18 protein-coding genes, 2 rRNA genes and 1 riboswitch (1 of these 21 cut by a window edge) are annotated in these 18100 nt (G+C 46.2%); of the genes, 2 read left to right on the top strand and 18 right to left on the bottom strand.

Going from position 1 to position 18100, the window contains the following annotated elements; all coding sequences use genetic code 11:
• Nucleotides 1-26 precede the first annotated feature (26 nt).
• From rsmA to ACWGXJ_RS00130, 5 genes are all read right to left on the bottom strand, one after another.
• Complete coding sequence (gene rsmA / locus ACWGXJ_RS00150; protein WP_103049272.1) at nt 27-911, bottom strand: 16S rRNA (adenine(1518)-N(6)/adenine(1519)-N(6))-dimethyltransferase RsmA; 885 nt, start codon at nt 909-911, stop codon at nt 27-29.
• Between the two features lie 7 nt (nt 912-918).
• Entirely contained in the window at nt 919-1464 is a 546-nt protein-coding gene (rnmV, locus tag ACWGXJ_RS00145) for a ribonuclease M5 (protein WP_013308117.1), read from the bottom strand.
• A 146-nt stretch (nt 1465-1610) separates the two neighbouring features.
• Complete coding sequence (locus tag ACWGXJ_RS00140) at nt 1611-2759, bottom strand: 3D domain-containing protein (protein ID WP_061831836.1); 1149 nt, start codon at nt 2757-2759, stop codon at nt 1611-1613.
• A gap of 271 nt (nt 2760-3030) precedes the next feature.
• Nucleotides 3031-3313, bottom strand: a riboswitch (cyclic di-AMP (ydaO/yuaA leader).
• 201 nt (nt 3314-3514) lie between these two features.
• Nucleotides 3515-4285, bottom strand: coding sequence for a TatD family hydrolase (locus ACWGXJ_RS00135; RefSeq protein WP_452565909.1), 771 nt, complete (start codon nt 4283-4285; stop codon nt 3515-3517).
• A 42-nt stretch (nt 4286-4327) separates the two neighbouring features.
• Nucleotides 4328-5611, bottom strand: coding sequence for an HD domain-containing protein (locus ACWGXJ_RS00130; RefSeq protein WP_452565908.1), 1284 nt, complete (start codon nt 5609-5611; stop codon nt 4328-4330).
• Between the two features lie 331 nt (nt 5612-5942).
• Between ACWGXJ_RS00130 and ACWGXJ_RS00125 the strand changes: the two genes are divergently transcribed.
• The gene (locus tag ACWGXJ_RS00125) at nt 5943-6197 is read left to right on the top strand and encodes an AbrB/MazE/SpoVT family DNA-binding domain-containing protein (RefSeq protein ID WP_007428005.1); all 255 of its coding nucleotides are present in this window, start codon (nt 5943-5945) and stop codon (nt 6195-6197) included.
• Between the two features lie 124 nt (nt 6198-6321).
• Here ACWGXJ_RS00125 and rsmI read toward each other — a convergent pair whose 3' ends face one another.
• From rsmI to ACWGXJ_RS00075, 10 genes are all read right to left on the bottom strand, one after another.
• Nucleotides 6322-7203, bottom strand: a complete 882-nt coding sequence (gene rsmI, locus ACWGXJ_RS00120) for a 16S rRNA (cytidine(1402)-2'-O)-methyltransferase (protein ID WP_322175532.1) — start codon at nt 7201-7203, stop codon at nt 6322-6324.
• Nucleotides 7200-7955: a tRNA1(Val) (adenine(37)-N6)-methyltransferase gene (locus tag ACWGXJ_RS00115; protein ID WP_254327482.1), complete on the bottom strand. Its 756-nt coding sequence runs from the start codon at nt 7953-7955 to the stop codon at nt 7200-7202. The genes rsmI and ACWGXJ_RS00115 overlap by 4 nt, the downstream gene beginning before the upstream one ends.
• A gap of 90 nt (nt 7956-8045) precedes the next feature.
• Nucleotides 8046-8420: a DNA replication initiation control protein YabA gene (yabA, locus tag ACWGXJ_RS00110; RefSeq protein ID WP_025722558.1), complete on the bottom strand. Its 375-nt coding sequence runs from the start codon at nt 8418-8420 to the stop codon at nt 8046-8048.
• A 27-nt stretch (nt 8421-8447) separates the two neighbouring features.
• The gene (locus ACWGXJ_RS00105) at nt 8448-9248 is read right to left on the bottom strand and encodes a PSP1 domain-containing protein (protein WP_013308110.1); all 801 of its coding nucleotides are present in this window, start codon (nt 9246-9248) and stop codon (nt 8448-8450) included.
• Nucleotides 9249-9386: 138 nt separating this feature from the next.
• The gene (gene holB / locus ACWGXJ_RS00100) at nt 9387-10382 is read right to left on the bottom strand and encodes a DNA polymerase III subunit delta' (protein ID WP_235306834.1); all 996 of its coding nucleotides are present in this window, start codon (nt 10380-10382) and stop codon (nt 9387-9389) included.
• A 161-nt stretch (nt 10383-10543) separates the two neighbouring features.
• Nucleotides 10544-10987, bottom strand: coding sequence for a YaaR family protein (locus ACWGXJ_RS00095; RefSeq protein ID WP_013308108.1), 444 nt, complete (start codon nt 10985-10987; stop codon nt 10544-10546).
• A gap of 197 nt (nt 10988-11184) precedes the next feature.
• Nucleotides 11185-11514, bottom strand: a complete 330-nt coding sequence (locus ACWGXJ_RS00090; RefSeq protein ID WP_007427998.1) for a cyclic-di-AMP receptor — start codon at nt 11512-11514, stop codon at nt 11185-11187.
• 74 nt (nt 11515-11588) lie between these two features.
• Nucleotides 11589-12236 (bottom strand): dTMP kinase, encoded by a 648-nt coding sequence (gene tmk, locus ACWGXJ_RS00085; RefSeq protein ID WP_348621089.1) that lies wholly within the window; start codon nt 12234-12236, stop codon nt 11589-11591.
• Between the two features lie 103 nt (nt 12237-12339).
• Entirely contained in the window at nt 12340-13923 is a 1584-nt protein-coding gene (locus ACWGXJ_RS00080; RefSeq protein ID WP_452565907.1) for an aminotransferase class I/II-fold pyridoxal phosphate-dependent enzyme, read from the bottom strand.
• A gap of 144 nt (nt 13924-14067) precedes the next feature.
• Nucleotides 14068-14253 (bottom strand): sigma factor G inhibitor Gin, encoded by a 186-nt coding sequence (locus ACWGXJ_RS00075; RefSeq protein ID WP_023986422.1) that lies wholly within the window; start codon nt 14251-14253, stop codon nt 14068-14070.
• Nucleotides 14254-14653: 400 nt separating this feature from the next.
• On the opposite strand from ACWGXJ_RS00075, the gene ACWGXJ_RS00070 reads away from it, so the two are divergent.
• Nucleotides 14654-15181 carry a hypothetical protein gene (locus ACWGXJ_RS00070; protein ID WP_452565906.1) on the top strand — a complete coding sequence of 176 codons (528 nt, stop codon included), beginning with the start codon at nt 14654-14656 and terminating at the stop codon, nt 15179-15181.
• A gap of 372 nt (nt 15182-15553) precedes the next feature.
• Here the strand turns inward: ACWGXJ_RS00070 and ACWGXJ_RS00065 are convergent, their stop codons facing one another.
• The 3 genes from ACWGXJ_RS00065 to ACWGXJ_RS00055 form a co-directional block, all read right to left on the bottom strand.
• Nucleotides 15554-15973 (bottom strand): hypothetical protein, encoded by a 420-nt coding sequence (locus ACWGXJ_RS00065; RefSeq protein ID WP_013308104.1) that lies wholly within the window; start codon nt 15971-15973, stop codon nt 15554-15556.
• A gap of 233 nt (nt 15974-16206) precedes the next feature.
• Nucleotides 16207-16323, bottom strand: a 5S ribosomal RNA gene (gene rrf, locus ACWGXJ_RS00060).
• Nucleotides 16324-16402: 79 nt separating this feature from the next.
• Nucleotides 16403-18100, bottom strand: a 23S ribosomal RNA gene (locus ACWGXJ_RS00055); it runs 1230 nt beyond the window's last position.

The raw sequence follows: 18100 nt of genomic DNA, 5'->3' as shown, positions 1-18100 counted from the left end.
GGGTGAATGCACAGTTTGGTTCCAGCTTAGGATATACCTGCCTCCAACAGCACAGCGCTGAGACGCGCAAATTCCTCAATACTTAGCGTTTCTCCTCGACGGGAGGGTTCAATACCAGCTTGTTGCAACAGCGGCTCCAGCGTGTCCCTGTTCTCTTTGGTGAAGAAACGGCTTTTTAAGTTATTGGAAATGGTTTTACGACGCTGGGCAAAAGCAGCATGAACCACTTCAAAGAAGTGCTTCTCATCCACCACTTCCACCGGAGGGGCTTCCCGTACACGCAGCCGGATGACTGCAGACTCCACATTTGGCTGGGGAATAAATACTGTATTCGGCACAGTGCAGACTAATTCAGGTTCGCTGTAATATTGCACTGCAATGCTCAGACTGCCGTAATCCTTCGTTCCAGGAGACGCAGCCATGCGCTCAGCCACTTCTTTTTGGATCATAACGACGATATTCTCCAGAGGGAGCTTGTCCTCCAGCAGCCTCATCAGAATCGGTGTAGTAACATAGTACGGCAGATTAGCCACGACACTTACTTTACTCACGTCTGCAAAATCGGCTGCGAACACCTCTCGCAAATCCAGCTTCAGCACGTCTCCATGACGTACCTTCACATGCTCGTAAGGGGCCAACACCTCTTCGAGAATTGGCAGCAGCCGCTGGTCAATCTCGACAGCGGTAACTGCCTTAGCCGATTGCGCCAGCTTCTCGGTCAAAGCGCCAATCCCAGGACCGATCTCAAGTGCACCCTTCGTCTCATCCAATCCGGCAGCATTTACAATCTTATTGAGAATATTTTGATCAATCAGGAAATTTTGTCCCAAACTCTTTTTGAACGAAAAACCGTGCCGTTGAATAATTTCCTTCGTACGCCGCGGTGTTGCTATATCTTGAATCCCTGTCATACGGACATCACAATCCTTCACTTTCAATTTGTGCCAGCGCCCCGGCAAATTCCTCGCGGCTGATCTGAAATACAGAGAGCCGTTTATGTAGCTGCTTTCCGTTACAATAACCAATACCCAGCACATTCCCTAAGGCCATACGGCGTGCAGCAGCATTGGGATGGGTGATGAGTCCAGCATCAATCAGGTCCGCCCACTCAATCAGCGGGTCGGCGCCTTCCACTGTCGTATGGACCCGTGCAAGAGCGTGTCTGATCGCTTCTGGCGAGGCATTCTCCACGCCAATATCTCCTTTACGCGTCGCTTCTGCCTCGGGTATAAAGGCCTGCTTGCAGCCGGGTACCTTGGAAGCGATAATCTTACGGATGCGCTCCCCTGCATGATCGGGATCGGTTAAAATGATGACCCCCCGCCGCTCCTGCGCCAATGCAATTTTACGCAGCGTCATTTTATTAATGGCGGAGCCGCCAGTTTCTATCGTATCCGCTTCAACAGCGCGGCGAATGGCCACCGTATCATCCCGGCCCTCTACCACGATCACTTCCTTGATCATTTGCGTTTCCCTCCACTGCTACACAGCAAGCTATATTTATCTTTCCCTGCTTTTGAAAACAAAATAAGAAGAGGATATCCTCTTCTTAGCATGGCATAACTATGTTGTTAATACTATCGCATTGCCCTCAACATACACAACCTGTTTTAGTTGATTTCAGGCTTTACCGGTCCGATAACATATACGGTTTTACCGTGCTTACGACCAAATTGGTTGGCTCGGCTCAAACTCTCATAATACACATCGATTTTGTGGCCTTTAATCGCGCCACCGGTATCCTCCGCACGACGGAAGCCCACCCCTTCGATGTACACCCACCAGCCGATTGGAATTATACTCGGATCGACCGCGATGGTGCGTCCTTCCGTGACACGTGCGCCGGATGCAGTACGTGTACCGATACCTGGCTCCTGTGAGGAATACGCCGTCATGGAGACATTTTGTAAAACTTTGCTATATTTAAAATTTACGCCTGCTTTACGGACAGCACTGCCTGAACTAACCGTTGTTGCCTTAACCGCATCATTGGGACCGACGGAAGCAGCAAGAACGACCGGTTTTTTCTTCGTTCCTACCGCAATGACTTTATCCACACGGTTCTGTGCAACTTCCTTGTTAACCAGCTGTTTGGATACCAACTTTCCATCATGATATACCTTTTGAACGTGCTGGACGACCACACCCGATTTGCCGCTTTGAATGACCCGATTATCGCCTTTATAAAGACTCGGATCGGCCGTTTTGATGACCTGATAAGGCACCTGTTTTTTCTGTTCGACCTGCTGTTTCTTCACACGGACGATTTTTATGTCCATGTTAGACGAAACAGAGGCATCCAACGCAGGATAAACTTTATCCGTTGATGATAATTTATAGCCCGAGGTACGAATGGCACCTTCTACTGTATTTTCTGTTGTGTACAGCTTTTTCGTCTCATTGCCTGAAGATACTTTAACCTGATTGGCACGTTTAATGACTACGCGATCGCCATCCTGTATTGCTCCATTTAGCGGCATGGAAACTGTATCATGCGGCTGAAGTGAAATGGAATGCTCGCTCAGCAAATCTTGAAGCTTGGATTCCCGGGTTTCTACCGCAGACGCCTTGCCATCGATGACAAAAAAGACTTGTTTTTTAGATTGCGTGTACATCAGAATTGAAATCATAATCGTTAGCGCGATTAGAAAAATAGCAACCAAAGCAGCCTGGCGCACATTCTCTTGCTTCCAACGCAATACGTAAGACATGCTGGATGAGCGTGACTCATGGGTATCCTTTTTTTGGAAAATGCCCATTTCCTCCGTCCTCCTTACATAGCCCGCCGTCTGGAGTAAGACATAGTTGAGATTTGACGTGACTATAACAGATTTTCTACAAGACAAGCCCAAACTACGACTGTCCTGCACCATGTACCCGTCTTCGCGGCATGCTGTCCTCCCCTGTTTAACCACAGTATGATGACAGATTTTCTTTTATTCACAACAAAAAAAGCCAGAGAAAGAGACTAGAGAGCTCTTTCGTGGCTTCCGGCATGTGTGAATATGCGGGAAAACTCATGCACGAGATGGCTTCTCTCTTGTTACGCTTACGGGGTTAGCTGTCGGGTTCGGACGTAGAGAGTCGCCCTAGCTTGGGTCAACCGCTCATGGCGGTCGCCTTCACATTCACCCCGAAGACCCAGAAAGAAATCGAAATACGGCTCCTCCACCTGTTCAATCCCATCCGGGAAAAGAATTTAGGTCGAGCCGGCTGGCGGAAGAGACGTTCCCTTCTTGCACATACGCCGGACATACTGTAAGCCATATCGGTTCCCCCGTTCCCTGTAAAAGGGACTCAGCGAGACTGGTTCATGAAATGACTTGTTGATGTTTACATTCAAACAACAATTCACTGAAAAGATGATATCCTGTTTCTATGCATGTTGTAAAGCAGGTTTCAAGTACATTTTTTAAAATATTCGGTTAAAATATTGTAATATTCTCGAGTTTCCTGCAACAAATTCATGATTAGCTTCGTCTATCTCTTTATTTTGATCGATTTCTTCACTTTTTCATTGAATGTCAAATCGTTCCAGGGCATTTCGGGTCGTTATTGACACTAATTCCTCCACTGTAATCCCTTTGATTTGGGCTGCAGCCTCTGCTACCAGTCTCACATGTGCAGACTCATTTCGCTTCCCACGAAACGGATGAGGTGTCAGATAGGGAGCATCAGTTTCAATGAGCAGACGGTCCAGCGGCACCTGTGCGAGCACCTCTTTGGGCTGCTTGGCATTTTTGAACGTTATTGGACCACCGAAGGAAAGGTGAAATCCCATATCCAGCACCATTTTGGCTGTCTCCCAGCTACCCGAAAAGGAGTGCATGACTCCACCAATCTCACTCGCTTTTTCCTCGCGCAAAATCTTAACAATATCTTCATGGGCATCCCGGTTATGAATAACAATGGGCATCTTGAGCTCACGAGCCAGACCAATTTGATTTCGAAACACCCGCTGCTGCACATCCTTCGGTGATGTATCCCAATAATAATCCAGACCGATCTCCCCGATGGCTACAACCTTTTTATGACTGCATAACGATGCAATCCATTCTAGATCGCCCTCCTGCATTGTAATAGCATCCTGTGGGTGCCATCCAACTGCCGCATAAATAAAATCATACGTCTCGGCCAATTTCATGGTGGATGGAATGGTCTCACGATTAAATCCGATATTGATCATCCGCGTTACTCCTGATTCGACAGCACGTGCTATAACTTCTTCACGATCTTCGTCAAATTGTGGCGCATCCAAGTGAGTATGAGTGTCGAATAAATCCAAGGTTTACATCTCCTTTTTTTACTTACATTTCTATATAGTTGTCTATTCTTTGACAAAATAATTCCTTATTTCGGCAGGAAGCCTGTCTTTTACCGCGTTCAATTTATTCTGGGGAAAATACATATGATATTTCCCTCGGTGAATACCACTTATTGAGCGCACAATTTCCGAAACTTCGGATATTTCACTCACCTCGCCCTGACGTCCAAGCAGTAAAATCTGGTTGTCCGTCGAGCCACCCTGCCGAAACACATCATAAGGAAGATCTGTCGGAAAATCAATTTCAAAATCATATTCAGGGTGCAAACCAGCCTCTTTCAAAGCTTCTCGAATACTGTCAATGGTATCTGTATCCATATTTTCAATCTCTACATATTTATACAATCTACGGTCCATAAACCGGCTGCTCAAATCACTTAAAATCTCGTCCTTTTCTCGTTTCCACTGGCTAAATACGGTCTGGATTAATGACTCGTCGAGCATCAGATATTGCTCTACTGTAAGATCTCCTTTCAACAGATCCGGCAACGGGTCCAGCAGAAATCCAAACTCATATCCGTTTTTAAACAATTCCTTTGCTCGCTTGAAAATTTTACGTAAAAGGATTTCCGAGCTGCGTGTTACAGGATGAAAATAAATTTGCCAATACATCTGGTAGCGTGACATTAAATAATCTTCTACTGCATGCATACCTGATTCCTTCACAACAATTCTCCCATTATGAGGACGCAGCAGTCGTAAAATACGATCCAAATCAATCGTGCCGTAGTTGACGCCTGTCGAGTGAGCATCCCGCAACAAATAATCCATACGATCGGCATCTAGCGGACTGGTTACCAGGTTGACAACAATCGGTTTATCATACGTTTTGGCTATAACCGCAGCCACCTTTTGTGGAAGCTGCTCGTCGACTTGTCGTAGCACGGCGTTGATCTTCGTGTCTCCCAGTACAATGCGGCATGTCCAATCCTCATGGTTCATATGAAAGGCTTCCTCAATTGAATGAGAAAATGGGCCGTGCCCCACATCATGCAATAGAGCTGCACACAGAGCAACCAACCTTTCCTCCTTCGGCCAATCCGGGAAATCTCCACGTTCAAATTGAGAAATAATACTTCTCGTAATCTCATATACGCCCAATGAGTGTGAAAACCGGCTATGCTCCGCTCCATGAAACGTAAGATACGACGTGCCTAACTGCCGTATGCGCCGTAAACGTTGGAACTCCGGCGTGTTGATCAACCGCCATATCACAGTATCCTGAACATGGATGTAATTATGTACCGGGTCTTTAAAAACTTTTTCTTCACTGAGTGGCTGGTGCAAGATATCAGCTCCTTTAATATTCGGAATAATGGATTAAAATACAATAAAATCCTAAATGGTTTCCCTCATTCGACATTCTTTGTCGTAATATGTCGAATTATAGTTTTTCGACATTTCCAAATCGACAAACTGAATAAATCATCAATGAGATAAGGCAATACACACAAGTAAAGCTCTTTAATCTAAATACTTTTGCATAATCAGACTGTTACTACATTTTTAAGGTTGACTGTTTTGGGAATCGTTGGTATAGTAAATATCAGAAAAGAGAAAATTTTGTCGAATCATGACACTTATATTATTTTAAACGGCGAGAGGAGCCTGATTTATTATGATGAAATCCACTGGTATTGTAAGAAAAGTTGACGAGCTCGGACGTGTTGTTATTCCAATCGAATTGCGCCGTACCCTGGGAATCGGAGAGAAAGACGCTTTGGAAATTTATGTTGATGGCGAACGCATCATGCTTAAAAAATACGAGCCAGCTTGTATCTTCTGCGGCAATGCTGAGAACGTAATTTACTTCAAAGGAAAAATTGTTTGCCAAGATTGCATTTCTGAAATCCCAACACCTGTGACAAACTGAGAATTTTAGTATATAATAGACTTATCAGATATTGTTAATTCTAACCTTTTTCATATATACTCCTTGTTGCCTTCCACGGTTTGAACCCAACCGTTGGAAGGCCCTTTTTTGTTTAGGCAGATATTCATAAGAGTGCGTTGTAAACATCTCTCTTGGAGATTGAACGATCTGTGGCTGTACGCTTCATTGCATCCTTGCGTGTGAGTCCCTCTGCCTCATAATGTGCGACGTGGGACTCCAACGTTAAAGACTGCCACCATGCCTGACGTTCCTGTTCCTCTTCCTCTTCGTCTTTCCCTTCAACCACCAGACAATATTCACCAATCGGTGGATTCTCCTCTAGTTTAGCAAGGCATTGCTCCACGGTTCCCCGCACCCATTCCTCATGCAGCTTGGTCAGCTCACGCGCAAGCACCACTTTGCGTGAACCTAATGTTTCCTTCAACACCATCAATGTCTTCACAATACGATGAGGCGATTCATAAAAAATAATTGTGCCGTGAGATACCTGAAACGATAGCAACAGCTTCTCTAGGTCCTTTTTCTCCCGTGGTGGAAAGCCAGCGAAGGTGAACCTTTCTGTATCCAGTCCTGAGGCAATTAAAGCCGATAGTGCCGCATTTGCTCCTGGGATAGGAATGACGCTAATCTCCGCTTCCAGTGCCAGTTTGACCAGATCCGAACCAGGGTCAGAAATGGCTGGTAGACCTGCATCGCTAACCAGTGCCAAATTTTTTCCTTCTATTATATAACGTATCAGTTCAGGCCCGCTAGCAGCCTTATTATGTTCATGATAACTGAAGAGCATATCCGGTGTAATTTCGAAATGAGTGAGCAGTTTGCGTGTCTGCCGTGTATCTTCAGCAGCGATAATACTACATGATTTTAAGGTGTTAATCGCCCTAAAGGTCATATCGTCCAGATTTCCAATAGGTGTCGCAACAAGATACAACTTTCCCCGTTCTTCTTCACTGGTACTAAAGCTTTTTTGTACAGCTGCTTTCACACAGAATCCCCCTTGCTTACTTCTCCATAGATATCTCTTATTTCCTGAGTATAATTCCCATTTTCCTGATATACAATGAGCGGAGGCAACAAACGAACCTCCGGTTTGCCGTCACGTAATGCTTCAACCAGGACCATATTGGCTTCCATATGAACTCTTGGGTGAACAAAACGTATTCGTTTGGGTTCCAAACTATGTTTACGCATCAAGGTTATAATCTCACCCAGCCGCTGCGGGCGATGAACCATAGATACCTTTCCCCCATTACGTACAAGCCGGGTGGATGCCTGAATGACTTCTTCCAGTGTGCAGTTCACTTCATGACGGGCAATTGCCTGGTGAGGATTCAGCTTGATATCGCTACCATTTAGCGGCATATAGGGGGGATTCACAGTAATCGCATCATAAACACCATGCCCCGTGGTGTGAACCAGCTCACGTAGGTCCCCTTCCCGAATCTGGATTGCTGCTTCTAATCCATTCAAGCTGACACTACGTCTAGCCATATCTGCCAAACGTGGTTGAATCTCAATTCCTTCAATAGACGCCTTTGTTCGTGTCGTTAGCAACAGCGGGACAACCCCATTGCCAGTACACAGATCCAGAATCTTTCCACGCTGCGGAATACCGGCAAAACGTGCCAGCAAGACCGCGTCCATTGAGAAACTGAATACTTCATCACTTTGGATAATGCGCAAATTATGTGAAAGCAGATCATCAATTCGTTCCGACTTCTTTTCATTTTCGTACATAGTGCTCTCCCATCTTTTATAACCAAAATCGCTTTTCACTCATACTTCCTTACAAAAAAGCCGTAGGCATCTTGCTCCTACGGCTTGTTTTTATTTATTCAAAAATGACAGACAGAAGAGGCAATCGCCTTCCGTTCGCAAATGTCCGTAATACACGTTGCATATATGAAATCCTTCATGATACAGCCTCGCTAGATTGTCGTAGCCTTCGCCCACGACCTCACCCGTTTGCCCTTCATCCTTAATGACGATCGGAGGAGGAAGCTTCGGCTTGTTTGCCGTCTTTTCTTCTCCAGAGGTTTCACGTTTGAGCATCTTGCGCACCTGTTCGTTTTCAATCGTTAGTCGTTGATTTTCCTCCAGCAGCTCTTTTACTGCCAGTTTCAATTCACCCAGATCGCTATGCAACTGTCCCATTTGGGTTTCCATTTCGTGAATACGCGCAAAAACATTTAATTTATCCAAGTTTCCACCCCGAAGCAACCTAATGGTTTACTTGACGACTACATCGTCCATTGGAAGTTCCTTGACCTTACTGATCTCAAATAGTTGAACATGCACCGTGCGATGACCTGCATTCACACCTACGACTTTACCTTCTCCCAAAGAGGTGATAACCATCTTACCCACCTGAGGTAGCTCTTCTCGCATGCTTTCGTAGTTATCATGTTCAAACTTGAGACAGCACATCAATCTCCCGCACAACCCGGAAATCTTCGTCGGATTCAGCGACAAACTCTGATCCTTCGCCATCTTAATAGATACCGGCTCAAAATCCCCCAGCCATGAGGAGCAACACAGAATACGTCCACAAGGTCCGATTCCGCCAAGCATTTTAGCCTCATCCCGTACGCCGATCTGCCGCAGCTCGATCCGTGTACGAAAAATACTGGCCAAGTCCTTTACAAGCTCTCGAAAATCCACCCGACCCTCTGCCGTAAAATAAAAAATGATCTTATTGCGGTCAAATGTAAATTCTACATCTACCAGCTTCATTTTAAGGCCATGGTCTTTAATTTTATTTAAACACGTGCCGAATGCATCCTTGGCCGCCAATTTATTCTCTTCTACAACAAGAGCGTCATCATCCCCAGCAATACGAATGACTTTTTTTAAGGGCAGGACAACATCCGAATCATTTACCTCTTTTTTGCCCACTACAACCTTGCCATATTCAATACCGCGCGCGGTCTCTACAATGACGCAGTTTTCTTTCTCCACTGGAAGATCCAGCGGATCAAAATAATAAGTCTTGCCCGCCTTCTTGAAACGGACACCCACTACACTATACAAAAATTAACCCCCTTGTATGCCACTAAACCTCATTTGAAGCCGACATTGTACGAATGGCCGCAATTGAAGTCTCACTGTCGCACAAACCGGGAACCTGGCGTCGCGGATTGTGCAGAGTGGAACAAGCGCGCCTTCCTGTTAGCCGGTGATAGAACCGCTTGTATCGGACAACCCAATCAGAAGCTGCTCCACGCATAATTGCCCGTTGACGTGAAAACGGAGCTTCTTCCTGCAATTCGCGGCCAAATCCATATAAGAGACCCATTGTTCCGTGCTGCGGGTGATTGCCAATTTGGAGACGGACTCCAAATGATCTATGAAAACAATGCTTTCGTGCCTTCCGTAACGGAAATGAAGCATATCCTTAAACCACAAATGAAACAGATGAAACAGAATATCCAGGTGTTCAGAAAGTCCAGTTTTAAAAATCTTCTGTTGAGCCAGAATAATAGACGAGCTCCCCCGACTCATGGACTCCTTCACTAATTGTAACACTACGTTTCTAATTTCTGCAAACCAATTCTGCTGGAGAATTTCTCTACATGATTCCAGTCCTGAAGCAATATGAACGACCGACCGGACAAGCCCTGCCGTATAGCCTTCCCCAATTAATGCCTGCATCATCATCTCCGGCTGTAAAGCGTGGAAAGGAACCTGCTGCGTCCGTGATTGAATCGTAGGCAGCAACGCCTGTCCATTTTCAGAAATGAGTATGCCGACCACTGGAATCTGGGGCTCCTCCAGAAATTTAAGTAGGCTATTAGCAGCTTGCACTGTCATGGTATCCGCCTGCCGAATGATATATACCTTCGGATTGGAGCTTTCAGATTTGTAAGAAAATATACGTTGAAGCCCACGAATCTGATCAATTTTAATCGTAGCTCCATCCGGCTCTACAATATGCAAATCTGGATGATTCCCGTGCTCTACCTTGCGGCATGACAAACACTCCCCGCATGCATCATCCGTCTGTCGCTCACAAAATAAAGCCTTAGCAAAGATCTGCGCCATGTTCATCTGCCCGCTTCCCGGCGGCCCGCTAAAAACATAGGCATGGTTGACCGTATGATTCCGTAGTGCACTTTGCAGCATTTTTTTGGCTACATCCTGGCCCATTATATGTTGAAAAGACATATTTCCTCACTTTCTCCACTGAAAACAACTGTGATCCATCGGCAAATCGTTGTTCTTCCAGGCATGTACATAGTCAAAAATAATCTGCCAGCATGATCAGCAAGCAGATTATTTCTTCGTGGCAACAGCCCGTCTGTATTCATTTATAACATAAGTCTGCATTAAAATGAGAGATTAATTAGCAATCCTCTGATCTCACCGACCCCTTGCAAAAGCTCAATCTTGCCTTGCTCGGTTTCGAGCAGCTCATCCGCCATTTTGAGCAACAGCTCATCCACTTCATCAATCAGCTTATAACGTTTGCTGCGTCCCCGGCGATCCCAGCCCTTTGTGTCCTTCATGGACACGCCTCGCCGAACGGTATCTTCCAAAAACCGTTTAACCAGCATCTTATAGGCCTTCAGCTCACGAATCGTCATTGAACGTGCAAGACGATCTCCCTGCATTTGTATTTCCTTAAAGCGCCGATTCAATTCCTCCTGCGAAGCTTGCTCCCCATTTTGCTGCATAACGTCGGAGAAGCTCTTGGGCTGAATTGGCTTTGCACTCATTTCATTCGTAGACAATGTACTTTGTAAAGGGCGATAGCCCGGATTTATTTTCATATAAACCTGCTTTCTCCCCGGATGCTTCCACTTTCCCCCTTCATGAACAGTTCGATCTAGAACTCAGGGTTTCTTCGGCTTTCCGGGGACTGCGCTGTAGCGCTGCCGTTTTAGTGGATCTGCCCTCACTCTCATCATGTGAGAAGATACAGGCGATTCCCCTATCATATCGGCAGAATAGGCCCTATTGTGTAGATTCAGAAATGCTCGAAACGGTCTACAGGCATCACGAATACCGTCGCTCCACCCACCTGGACTTCAACAGGCAACGGTAAATAGGAATCCGTCGTCCCGCTCATAGGGGTAACGGGTGTGACCAGCTGTTCACGAACCTTGCAACTGCTGCGAATGACGTTCATTAATGAGTCCACCTGATTGTCATCAACACCGATCATAAATGTCGTATTACCAGCACGCAGAAATCCTCCAGTGCTCGCCAATTTAGTAGCACGGAAATTAGCTTTCACCAGTCCGCTGGATAATCTGTTACTGTCCTTATCCTGTACAATCGCAATAATCAGCTTCATCCTGTATTCCTCCTTCAAGTCATATTAGAGACAACCTTGTCCCTAGCTCAATTTTACCGTATATCCTTCGACAATTATATGCTAAAATTCTGAACAAACCGCTTTTTCAGCAAATCCTTCAATACTTGCTCCACCTGCTCTGGCGCCGGAGATGCATCAACAATTGTAATTCGCTCCGGAAATTTGCGAGCCAACTCCAAATATGCCTCTCGCACCTTATGGTGAAACGATATACTTTCCATGTCGAGGCGATCCATTTCTGCTCCTCGTGACGCATTTATTCTCGCCAATCCCAATTCGGGCTCAATATCCAGATAAAATGTGGCATCCGGCTCCCAATCATCCACCGCAAAGCGATTAATGGAAGCCACCTCTTCAATTCCGATCCCTCTTGCAAATCCTTGATAGACCAAGCTACTATCCACAAAACGATCACATAATACGATAGCTCCCTGTTCAATAGCCGGCTTTACCTTCTCCACCAAATGCTGACGCCGCGCCGCCGCGTATAAAAGTGCCTCTGTTCGAGCATCCATACTGGTATGAGCAGGGTCCAAAATGATAGAACGAATCTTTTCGGAAATTTCGATGCCACCCGGCTCCCTCGTCGTGATGACTGGATAGCCTTCTCTCTCCATAAACTTCGCCAGCCGTTGAATCATAGTTGTTTTACCGGAGCCGTCTCCCCCCTCCAGTGTGATAAAAATGCCTTTCCGATTCATGTTATTCCCTGCTTTCCTGCCTGAAAAATAAAAGTCACCCATAGGCTACGTATGCTTCTTTTATTCAGTCTTCTGTATTTGTTAAGTCTCTAGTATCTAATCTTTATTGTAAACGGAATACCCGAATTGTAAGCATACTTTCATCTGCTACCCCGTGCCAATTGGCTCCCAGCTCACGTAGACGACTCATCCGCAATGCAATCGCTTCTGTAATCGTTTCTCCTGCATATAGCAGTGGAATACCTGGAGGATACGGGATAATCATTTCAGCCGCTACCCTGCCAGCGGATTCGTCTACAGGCACGGTATCCATCTGATCCGGGCTAATCGGTCGAAGCCCAAACGGCACCGGACTAGAGTATCCCTTCATTCTATCATTGTTCCACGTGGAAAAATCTAATTCGAGTCTTTGCTGCTCTTTTTCCGTTGCCCCCGGCTCACCAGCCGTCTCCTTAAATCTTATATCATTATTTATATGCACAAGAGCCTGCAACAGGTGACTCGCATCCTTAGCCGTAGAGCCTAACGTAAACAATAAAACAACATGTTTTTCGTCGCTCATCTCTGGAACACATCCGTAAGTCTCCAACTCATGCTTGAGTCCAAACCCATCCAGTATACCCCATGTATCATACAGCACCAATTTAAAAGGATCCTGGGTTGAATATCCGCTTATTCCCTCATCAGCCCTTTCTAGGACCTCAGAGATTCCCCTGTGAGCATATTCTCCCTCTAGTGCCTGCTGTGTAGGTTCTAGCAAGCGAAAGCGTGGGAGCTGCTCCAGGCCCTTTCTAAAAGCATCTGCCGCCGCTAAGCCCACTGTAAAAGTATCTGTTCCATACGCCTCTATATACCATCTTGCCAAATCCAGTGAAGCCATTAACGGATAAGAAGGGCTAGAGCTTTGCACCATCGCCAAACGCTGACGAAGCAGTTCCCGATGGATTCTCTCTCCCTGCACATGTAACATGGCCCCCATGGTCATGGCTGGAAGCATTTTATGTGTCGACTGGACGACTACATCAGCCCCGCAGGATAGCGCAGAGGCTGGCAAACGAGGATGCAACCCATAATGGGCACCGTGTGCCTCATCTACCAATAGTGGTACATGGGCTGCATGACAAGCCTTAGCCGTTGCCGTCAGGTCATGCCCCATCCCATAGTAATTAGGTAGTGTAAGTAACACCCCTTTAGCCGAAGGATAGGCCTTCAGTGCAGCTTTTATTGTATCCGTCGTTGGGGCAACCGCCAGCCCGCTTCGTGTATCTATTTCCGGATCTAGGAATACCGCATTAGCCCCTGACAGCATGAGACCGTTAAGGACAGATTTGTGTACATTTCTCTGTACCAGCAGTAGATCTCCCGGCTCCGTACATACAGTTAAAATCATAGCCAAATTACCGACCGTGCTTCCTCCAATTAGCCAAAAGCTCTCTTCAGCACCAAAGCACTTTGCAGCCAGCTCTTGCCCTTCACGAATCACATCTTCTGGGTGATGCAAATCATCCAGTCCAGTAATTTCTGTCGCATCAATAGACATCACTTCTTGCAACAGAGCTGCAATATTTTCATGCTCATATACTTGTCCATTTTTATGACCGGGTACATGGAAAGAAGCATTGCCCTGAGTCCGGTAACGTATTAGAGCTTCCATTAATGGTGCATGTACCGCCTTTTTCCCCATCATTCTGCAATCCTTCCAAACAAAGCTTTATATCTACCTTATTTTATCGTAAAATCAAGCGGAATCCTACTTTTACTCACAGAAAAAAAGGCCCGTATCGACAGACCTTGGAATGCCAATCCTTCAAAGACTAATTAGCAAAGGATATTATGCATTTTTCTGTACCCAAATTTGCTTTAGTTGATCAATAAAAAAATGATATTTGGCATCAGTTGCATCCGTGTGCACCATTTCAGCTTCACACGTATCACAGATAAACTCGGAAACGATAAAAATGCCTTCATGCTTGTGCTGCCCGCATATAATACAGCGGTGGCCGCCTTGATCATGCATATCCATCCCACCTTGTTTCTTTTACTATTAGTATGGGGCACTTTCTACTATTTTAAACCTTTTCATAGCCCAGTTCGACGATATACTCTATATATATTCCATCTGGGCCATTATGGTGTTTGTACCCCGTATGTTTAAAAAACAGCCGTCTATGCCGATATAATAAGAAAAGCTCTTATGTATGGATACCCTTTCATCGGAGCCCTTGAACACTTCATCAGTGATAGCTTTTCCAGTAATTATAGAGTAGGCTAGCTAACACTGGATGTCGATCATTCTGTATTTCTACAAAAACGATTAAATGCTTATTTAAAGCGGCATGAGCGAAGTACCGTCCCTTTTTCCGGCTGTGGACGGGAAGCCACTTGTGATGCAGTAGATTAATGAAAGGACTGTTCGCATGACAGAGGAAACCGGAACCAAAGCTACCTACTATCACTACAAGCTCATTAAAAAAATCAGTATACCGCGTCAACTAATATGGAGTCATATCACACTGCCTGTTATTATGCTTCTCTTTCTGCTTCTTGCCTTTTCCTGGACTAGCGGGTTTTTGTTTGCTCTTGCCTTTTTCCTAACCTTATGGGTACACTTCGTAATCTCACGATCTGTCCTATATATCGGTGGCGGAACATCCTTCCGCAAACGCTGGGCATTCCACCGTAAATTACCTTGGCTAGGCTATATGACAGACCAGTACATAGGCTATAGCATCTTTCGTCGTGTGCACATACATACCCTCTGGATCGGTATCTGCTTATCAGCCGTATTCATTCTCTGGTCTCCACCAGCCTTTACTGTATCCTTACTCTTCTGGCATCTTTGGCTTATTGCACCGCGTCTATACATCCTCAGTCGGCTTACCGGCGAGAGAAAAGATGGCATGTTAAAGTTCACCGATGAAGATGCCTCATATTATCAACAGTAAATTTAACCACTCATTATCCGTACAGATAGAAAACTCAGGTCTGAACTAACCTATCAACGATCTAGACTGAAGCAATAAAAAAGGAGCAACCTCAAACGGTTACTCCTTTTTTTGTGGATTAACAATTAAAATCGCTTTATTCTCTTATCAAGTAAACTTTTCCTCATCGTTATCCTCGTTATTCATGTAGGGCATTTGATCAACATGCAAATATATAAAAGGAAGCCACTCCCTACTCAACGGCAGTTCTGAGTGCTTCCCCATATCCGATCTCTTCATTCATCATGATACACAGCATACAATATGCTGAGTTTACTATAAATATGATCTACAATAAATCCTATGCTACTTACTCGGTTGAAAACCGTGTCCCTAATTAAGATCCACGCTTTTGCTCTTCACAACAGCCTTTCTGTCTTTTGGAACCAATACAGTAAAAGAACCATCATGCACAGACAAATGCACCATATGCTTATTTTTCTGAAACACCTTCTGATTCGAGGTGGATAAATTCGGTTCCTCAGTCCAGCCCCAAGCTGCAATCTCTTCTAAATAAGGAGCAGGTAGACTATCACTTTCCTTCAACGCTGGCAGTGCATAGCGAACATAGTCCATGTCCGAATTACTGCTGGCCCGATCGGTTTTACTAGCTTCTTTAGGAACCGGAAACGTCTTCTCGTTAGCAGCACCCTCAAACGATGTCCAAGAAGGCTCCTCTTCCACGCACCCGGTAAGAATCGCGACAGCGACACTGAATAGCACCAATAGAGCAAGCCATTTATTTCGCCGCATGATCTTCCCTCCTTACCAGCCTGATTGACTATACAAAATCCTATGATGGAGTTTGCATAATTCTGCAATAATGCAGCGTGTGTGTATGGGATTCAATACCTATATTATACAGGGTTTACTCCTACATTCCGTAACAAAAATGTTACCTTCCTTTTGTAAGGATATTTCTAAAATATACGTATATGCAAAAAAAAATCATAATCTCAACGAGATTATGATTCTCTTTACTTGTTGCTTGGCGACGTCCTACTCTCCCAGGACCCTGCGGTCCAAGTACCATCGGCGCTGGAGGGCTTAACGGTCGTGTTCGGGATGGGTACGTGTGGAACCCCTCCGCTATCGCCACCAAACATGAATTTGCTGTGCAAATTCTACATTCAAGGTTACACCCTGAAAACTGGATCCGAAACTCATTTGCGTTTTACTTTTTAGGATAAGCCCTCGACCGATTAGTATTGGTCAGCTCCATGCATTACTGCACTTCCACCCCCAACCTATCTACCTCGTCGTCTTCAAGGGGTCTTACTAATTGGGAAATCTCATCTTGAGGGGGGCTTCACGCTTAGATGCTTTCAGCGCTTATCCCTTCCGTACATAGCTACCCAGCGGTGCTCCTGGCGGAACAACTGGTACACCAGCGGTACGTCCATCCCGGTCCTCTCGTACTAAGGACAGCTCCTCTCAAATTTCCTACGCCCACGACAGATAGGGACCGAACTGTCTCACGACGTTCTGAACCCAGCTCGCGTACCGCTTTAATGGGCGAACAGCCCAACCCTTGGGACCTACTTCAGCCCCAGGATGCGATGAGCCGACATCGAGGTGCCAAACCTCCCCGTCGATGTGGACTCTTGGGGGAGATAAGCCTGTTATCCCCAGGGTAGCTTTTATCCGTTGAGCGATGGCCCTTCCATGCGGTACCACCGGATCACTAAGCCCGACTTTCGTCCCTGCTCGACTTGTAGGTCTCGCAGTCAAGCTCCCTTCTGCCTTTGCACTCTTCGAATGATTTCCAACCATTCTGAGGGAACCTTGGGGCGCCTCCGTTACTCTTTAGGAGGCGACCGCCCCAGTCAAACTGCCCACCTGACACTGTCCTCGCACCGGATCACGGTACCAAGTTAGAACCTAGATACGATCAGGGTGGTATCCCAAGGATGCCTCCTCTCAAGCTGGCGCTCAAGATTCAACGGCTCCCACCTATCCTGTACAGATCGTACCCAAATTCAATATCAAGCTGCAGTAAAGCTCCATGGGGTCTTTCCGTCTTGTCGCGGGTAACCTGCATCTTCACAGGTATTAAAATTTCACCGGATCTCTCGTTGAGACAGCGCCCAAGTCGTTACGCCATTCGTGCGGGTCAGAATTTACCTGACAAGGAATTTCGCTACCTTAGGACCGTTATAGTTACGGCCGCCGTTTACTGGGGCTTCGGTTCATAGCTTCGCTCTTGCGAGCTTACCACTCCCCTTAACCTTCCAGCACCGGGCAGGCGTCAGCCCGTATACTTCGCCTTGCGGCTTCGCACAGACCTGTGTTTTTGCTAAACAGTCGCTTGGGCCTTTTCACTGCGGCCCCCTCGGGCTATTCACCCTACCGAGGCACCCCTTCTCCCGAAGTTACGGGGTCATTTTGCCGAGTTCCTTAACGAGAGTTCTTCCGCGCGCCTTAGAATTCTCTTCTCGCCTACCTGTGTCGGTTTGCGGTACGGGCACCTTCTCCTGGCTAGAGGCTTTTCTTGGCAGTCTGAGATCATGACCTTCGCTACTACAATTTTCGCTCCCCATCACAGCCCAGCCTTAACGATGTGCGGATTTGCCTACACATCAGCCTCACTGCTTAGACGGACATCCATCAGTCCGCGTCACTACCCTACTGCGTCACCCCATCGCTCATAACGGATTACGGTGGTACAGGAATTTCGACCTGTTGTCCTTCGACTACGCCTATCGGCCTCGCCTTAGGTCCCGACTTACCCTGAGCGGACGAACCTTCCTCAGGAACCCTTAGGCTTTCGGCGGATCTGATTCTCACAGATCTTTTCGTTACTCATACCGGCATTCTCACTTGAATGCAGTCCAGCGCTCCTTACGGTACACCTTCAACCCGCATTCAACGCTCCCCTAC

It is taken from the genome of Paenibacillus sp. S33, assembly GCF_053615415.1.
Note: the sequence above shows the minus strand (reverse complement) of the source record. Positions and strands in the feature narration are given on the sequence as shown.

Bases quoted from the DNA above. Each gene is read 5' to 3' on its own strand.
- holB (WP_235306834.1), bottom strand. From the start codon at position 10,382: ATGTCTTTTCAACATATAATGGGCCAGGATGTAGCCAAAAAAATGCTG.
- ACWGXJ_RS00075 (WP_023986422.1), bottom strand. From the start codon at position 14,253: ATGCATGATCAAGGCGGCCACCGCTGTATTATATGCGGGCAGCACAAG.
- ACWGXJ_RS00065 (WP_013308104.1), bottom strand. From the start codon at position 15,973: ATGCGGCGAAATAAATGGCTTGCTCTATTGGTGCTATTCAGTGTCGCT.
- ACWGXJ_RS00140 (WP_061831836.1), bottom strand. From the start codon at position 2,759: ATGGGCATTTTCCAAAAAAAGGATACCCATGAGTCACGCTCATCCAGC.
- rnmV (WP_013308117.1), bottom strand. From the start codon at position 1,464: ATGATCAAGGAAGTGATCGTGGTAGAGGGCCGGGATGATACGGTGGCC.
- ACWGXJ_RS00090 (WP_007427998.1), bottom strand. From the start codon at position 11,514: ATGAAGCTGATTATTGCGATTGTACAGGATAAGGACAGTAACAGATTA.
- ACWGXJ_RS00095 (WP_013308108.1), bottom strand. From the start codon at position 10,987: ATGAAAATAAATCCGGGCTATCGCCCTTTACAAAGTACATTGTCTACG.
- ACWGXJ_RS00080 (WP_452565907.1), bottom strand. From the start codon at position 13,923: ATGATGGGGAAAAAGGCGGTACATGCACCATTAATGGAAGCTCTAATA.
- rsmA (WP_103049272.1), bottom strand. From the start codon at position 911: ATGACAGGGATTCAAGATATAGCAACACCGCGGCGTACGAAGGAAATT.
- ACWGXJ_RS00115 (WP_254327482.1), bottom strand. From the start codon at position 7,955: ATGTACGAAAATGAAAAGAAGTCGGAACGAATTGATGATCTGCTTTCA.
- tmk (WP_348621089.1), bottom strand. From the start codon at position 12,236: ATGAATCGGAAAGGCATTTTTATCACACTGGAGGGGGGAGACGGCTCC.
- ACWGXJ_RS00125 (WP_007428005.1), top strand. From the start codon at position 5,943: ATGATGAAATCCACTGGTATTGTAAGAAAAGTTGACGAGCTCGGACGT.
- ACWGXJ_RS00070 (WP_452565906.1), top strand. From the start codon at position 14,654: ATGACAGAGGAAACCGGAACCAAAGCTACCTACTATCACTACAAGCTC.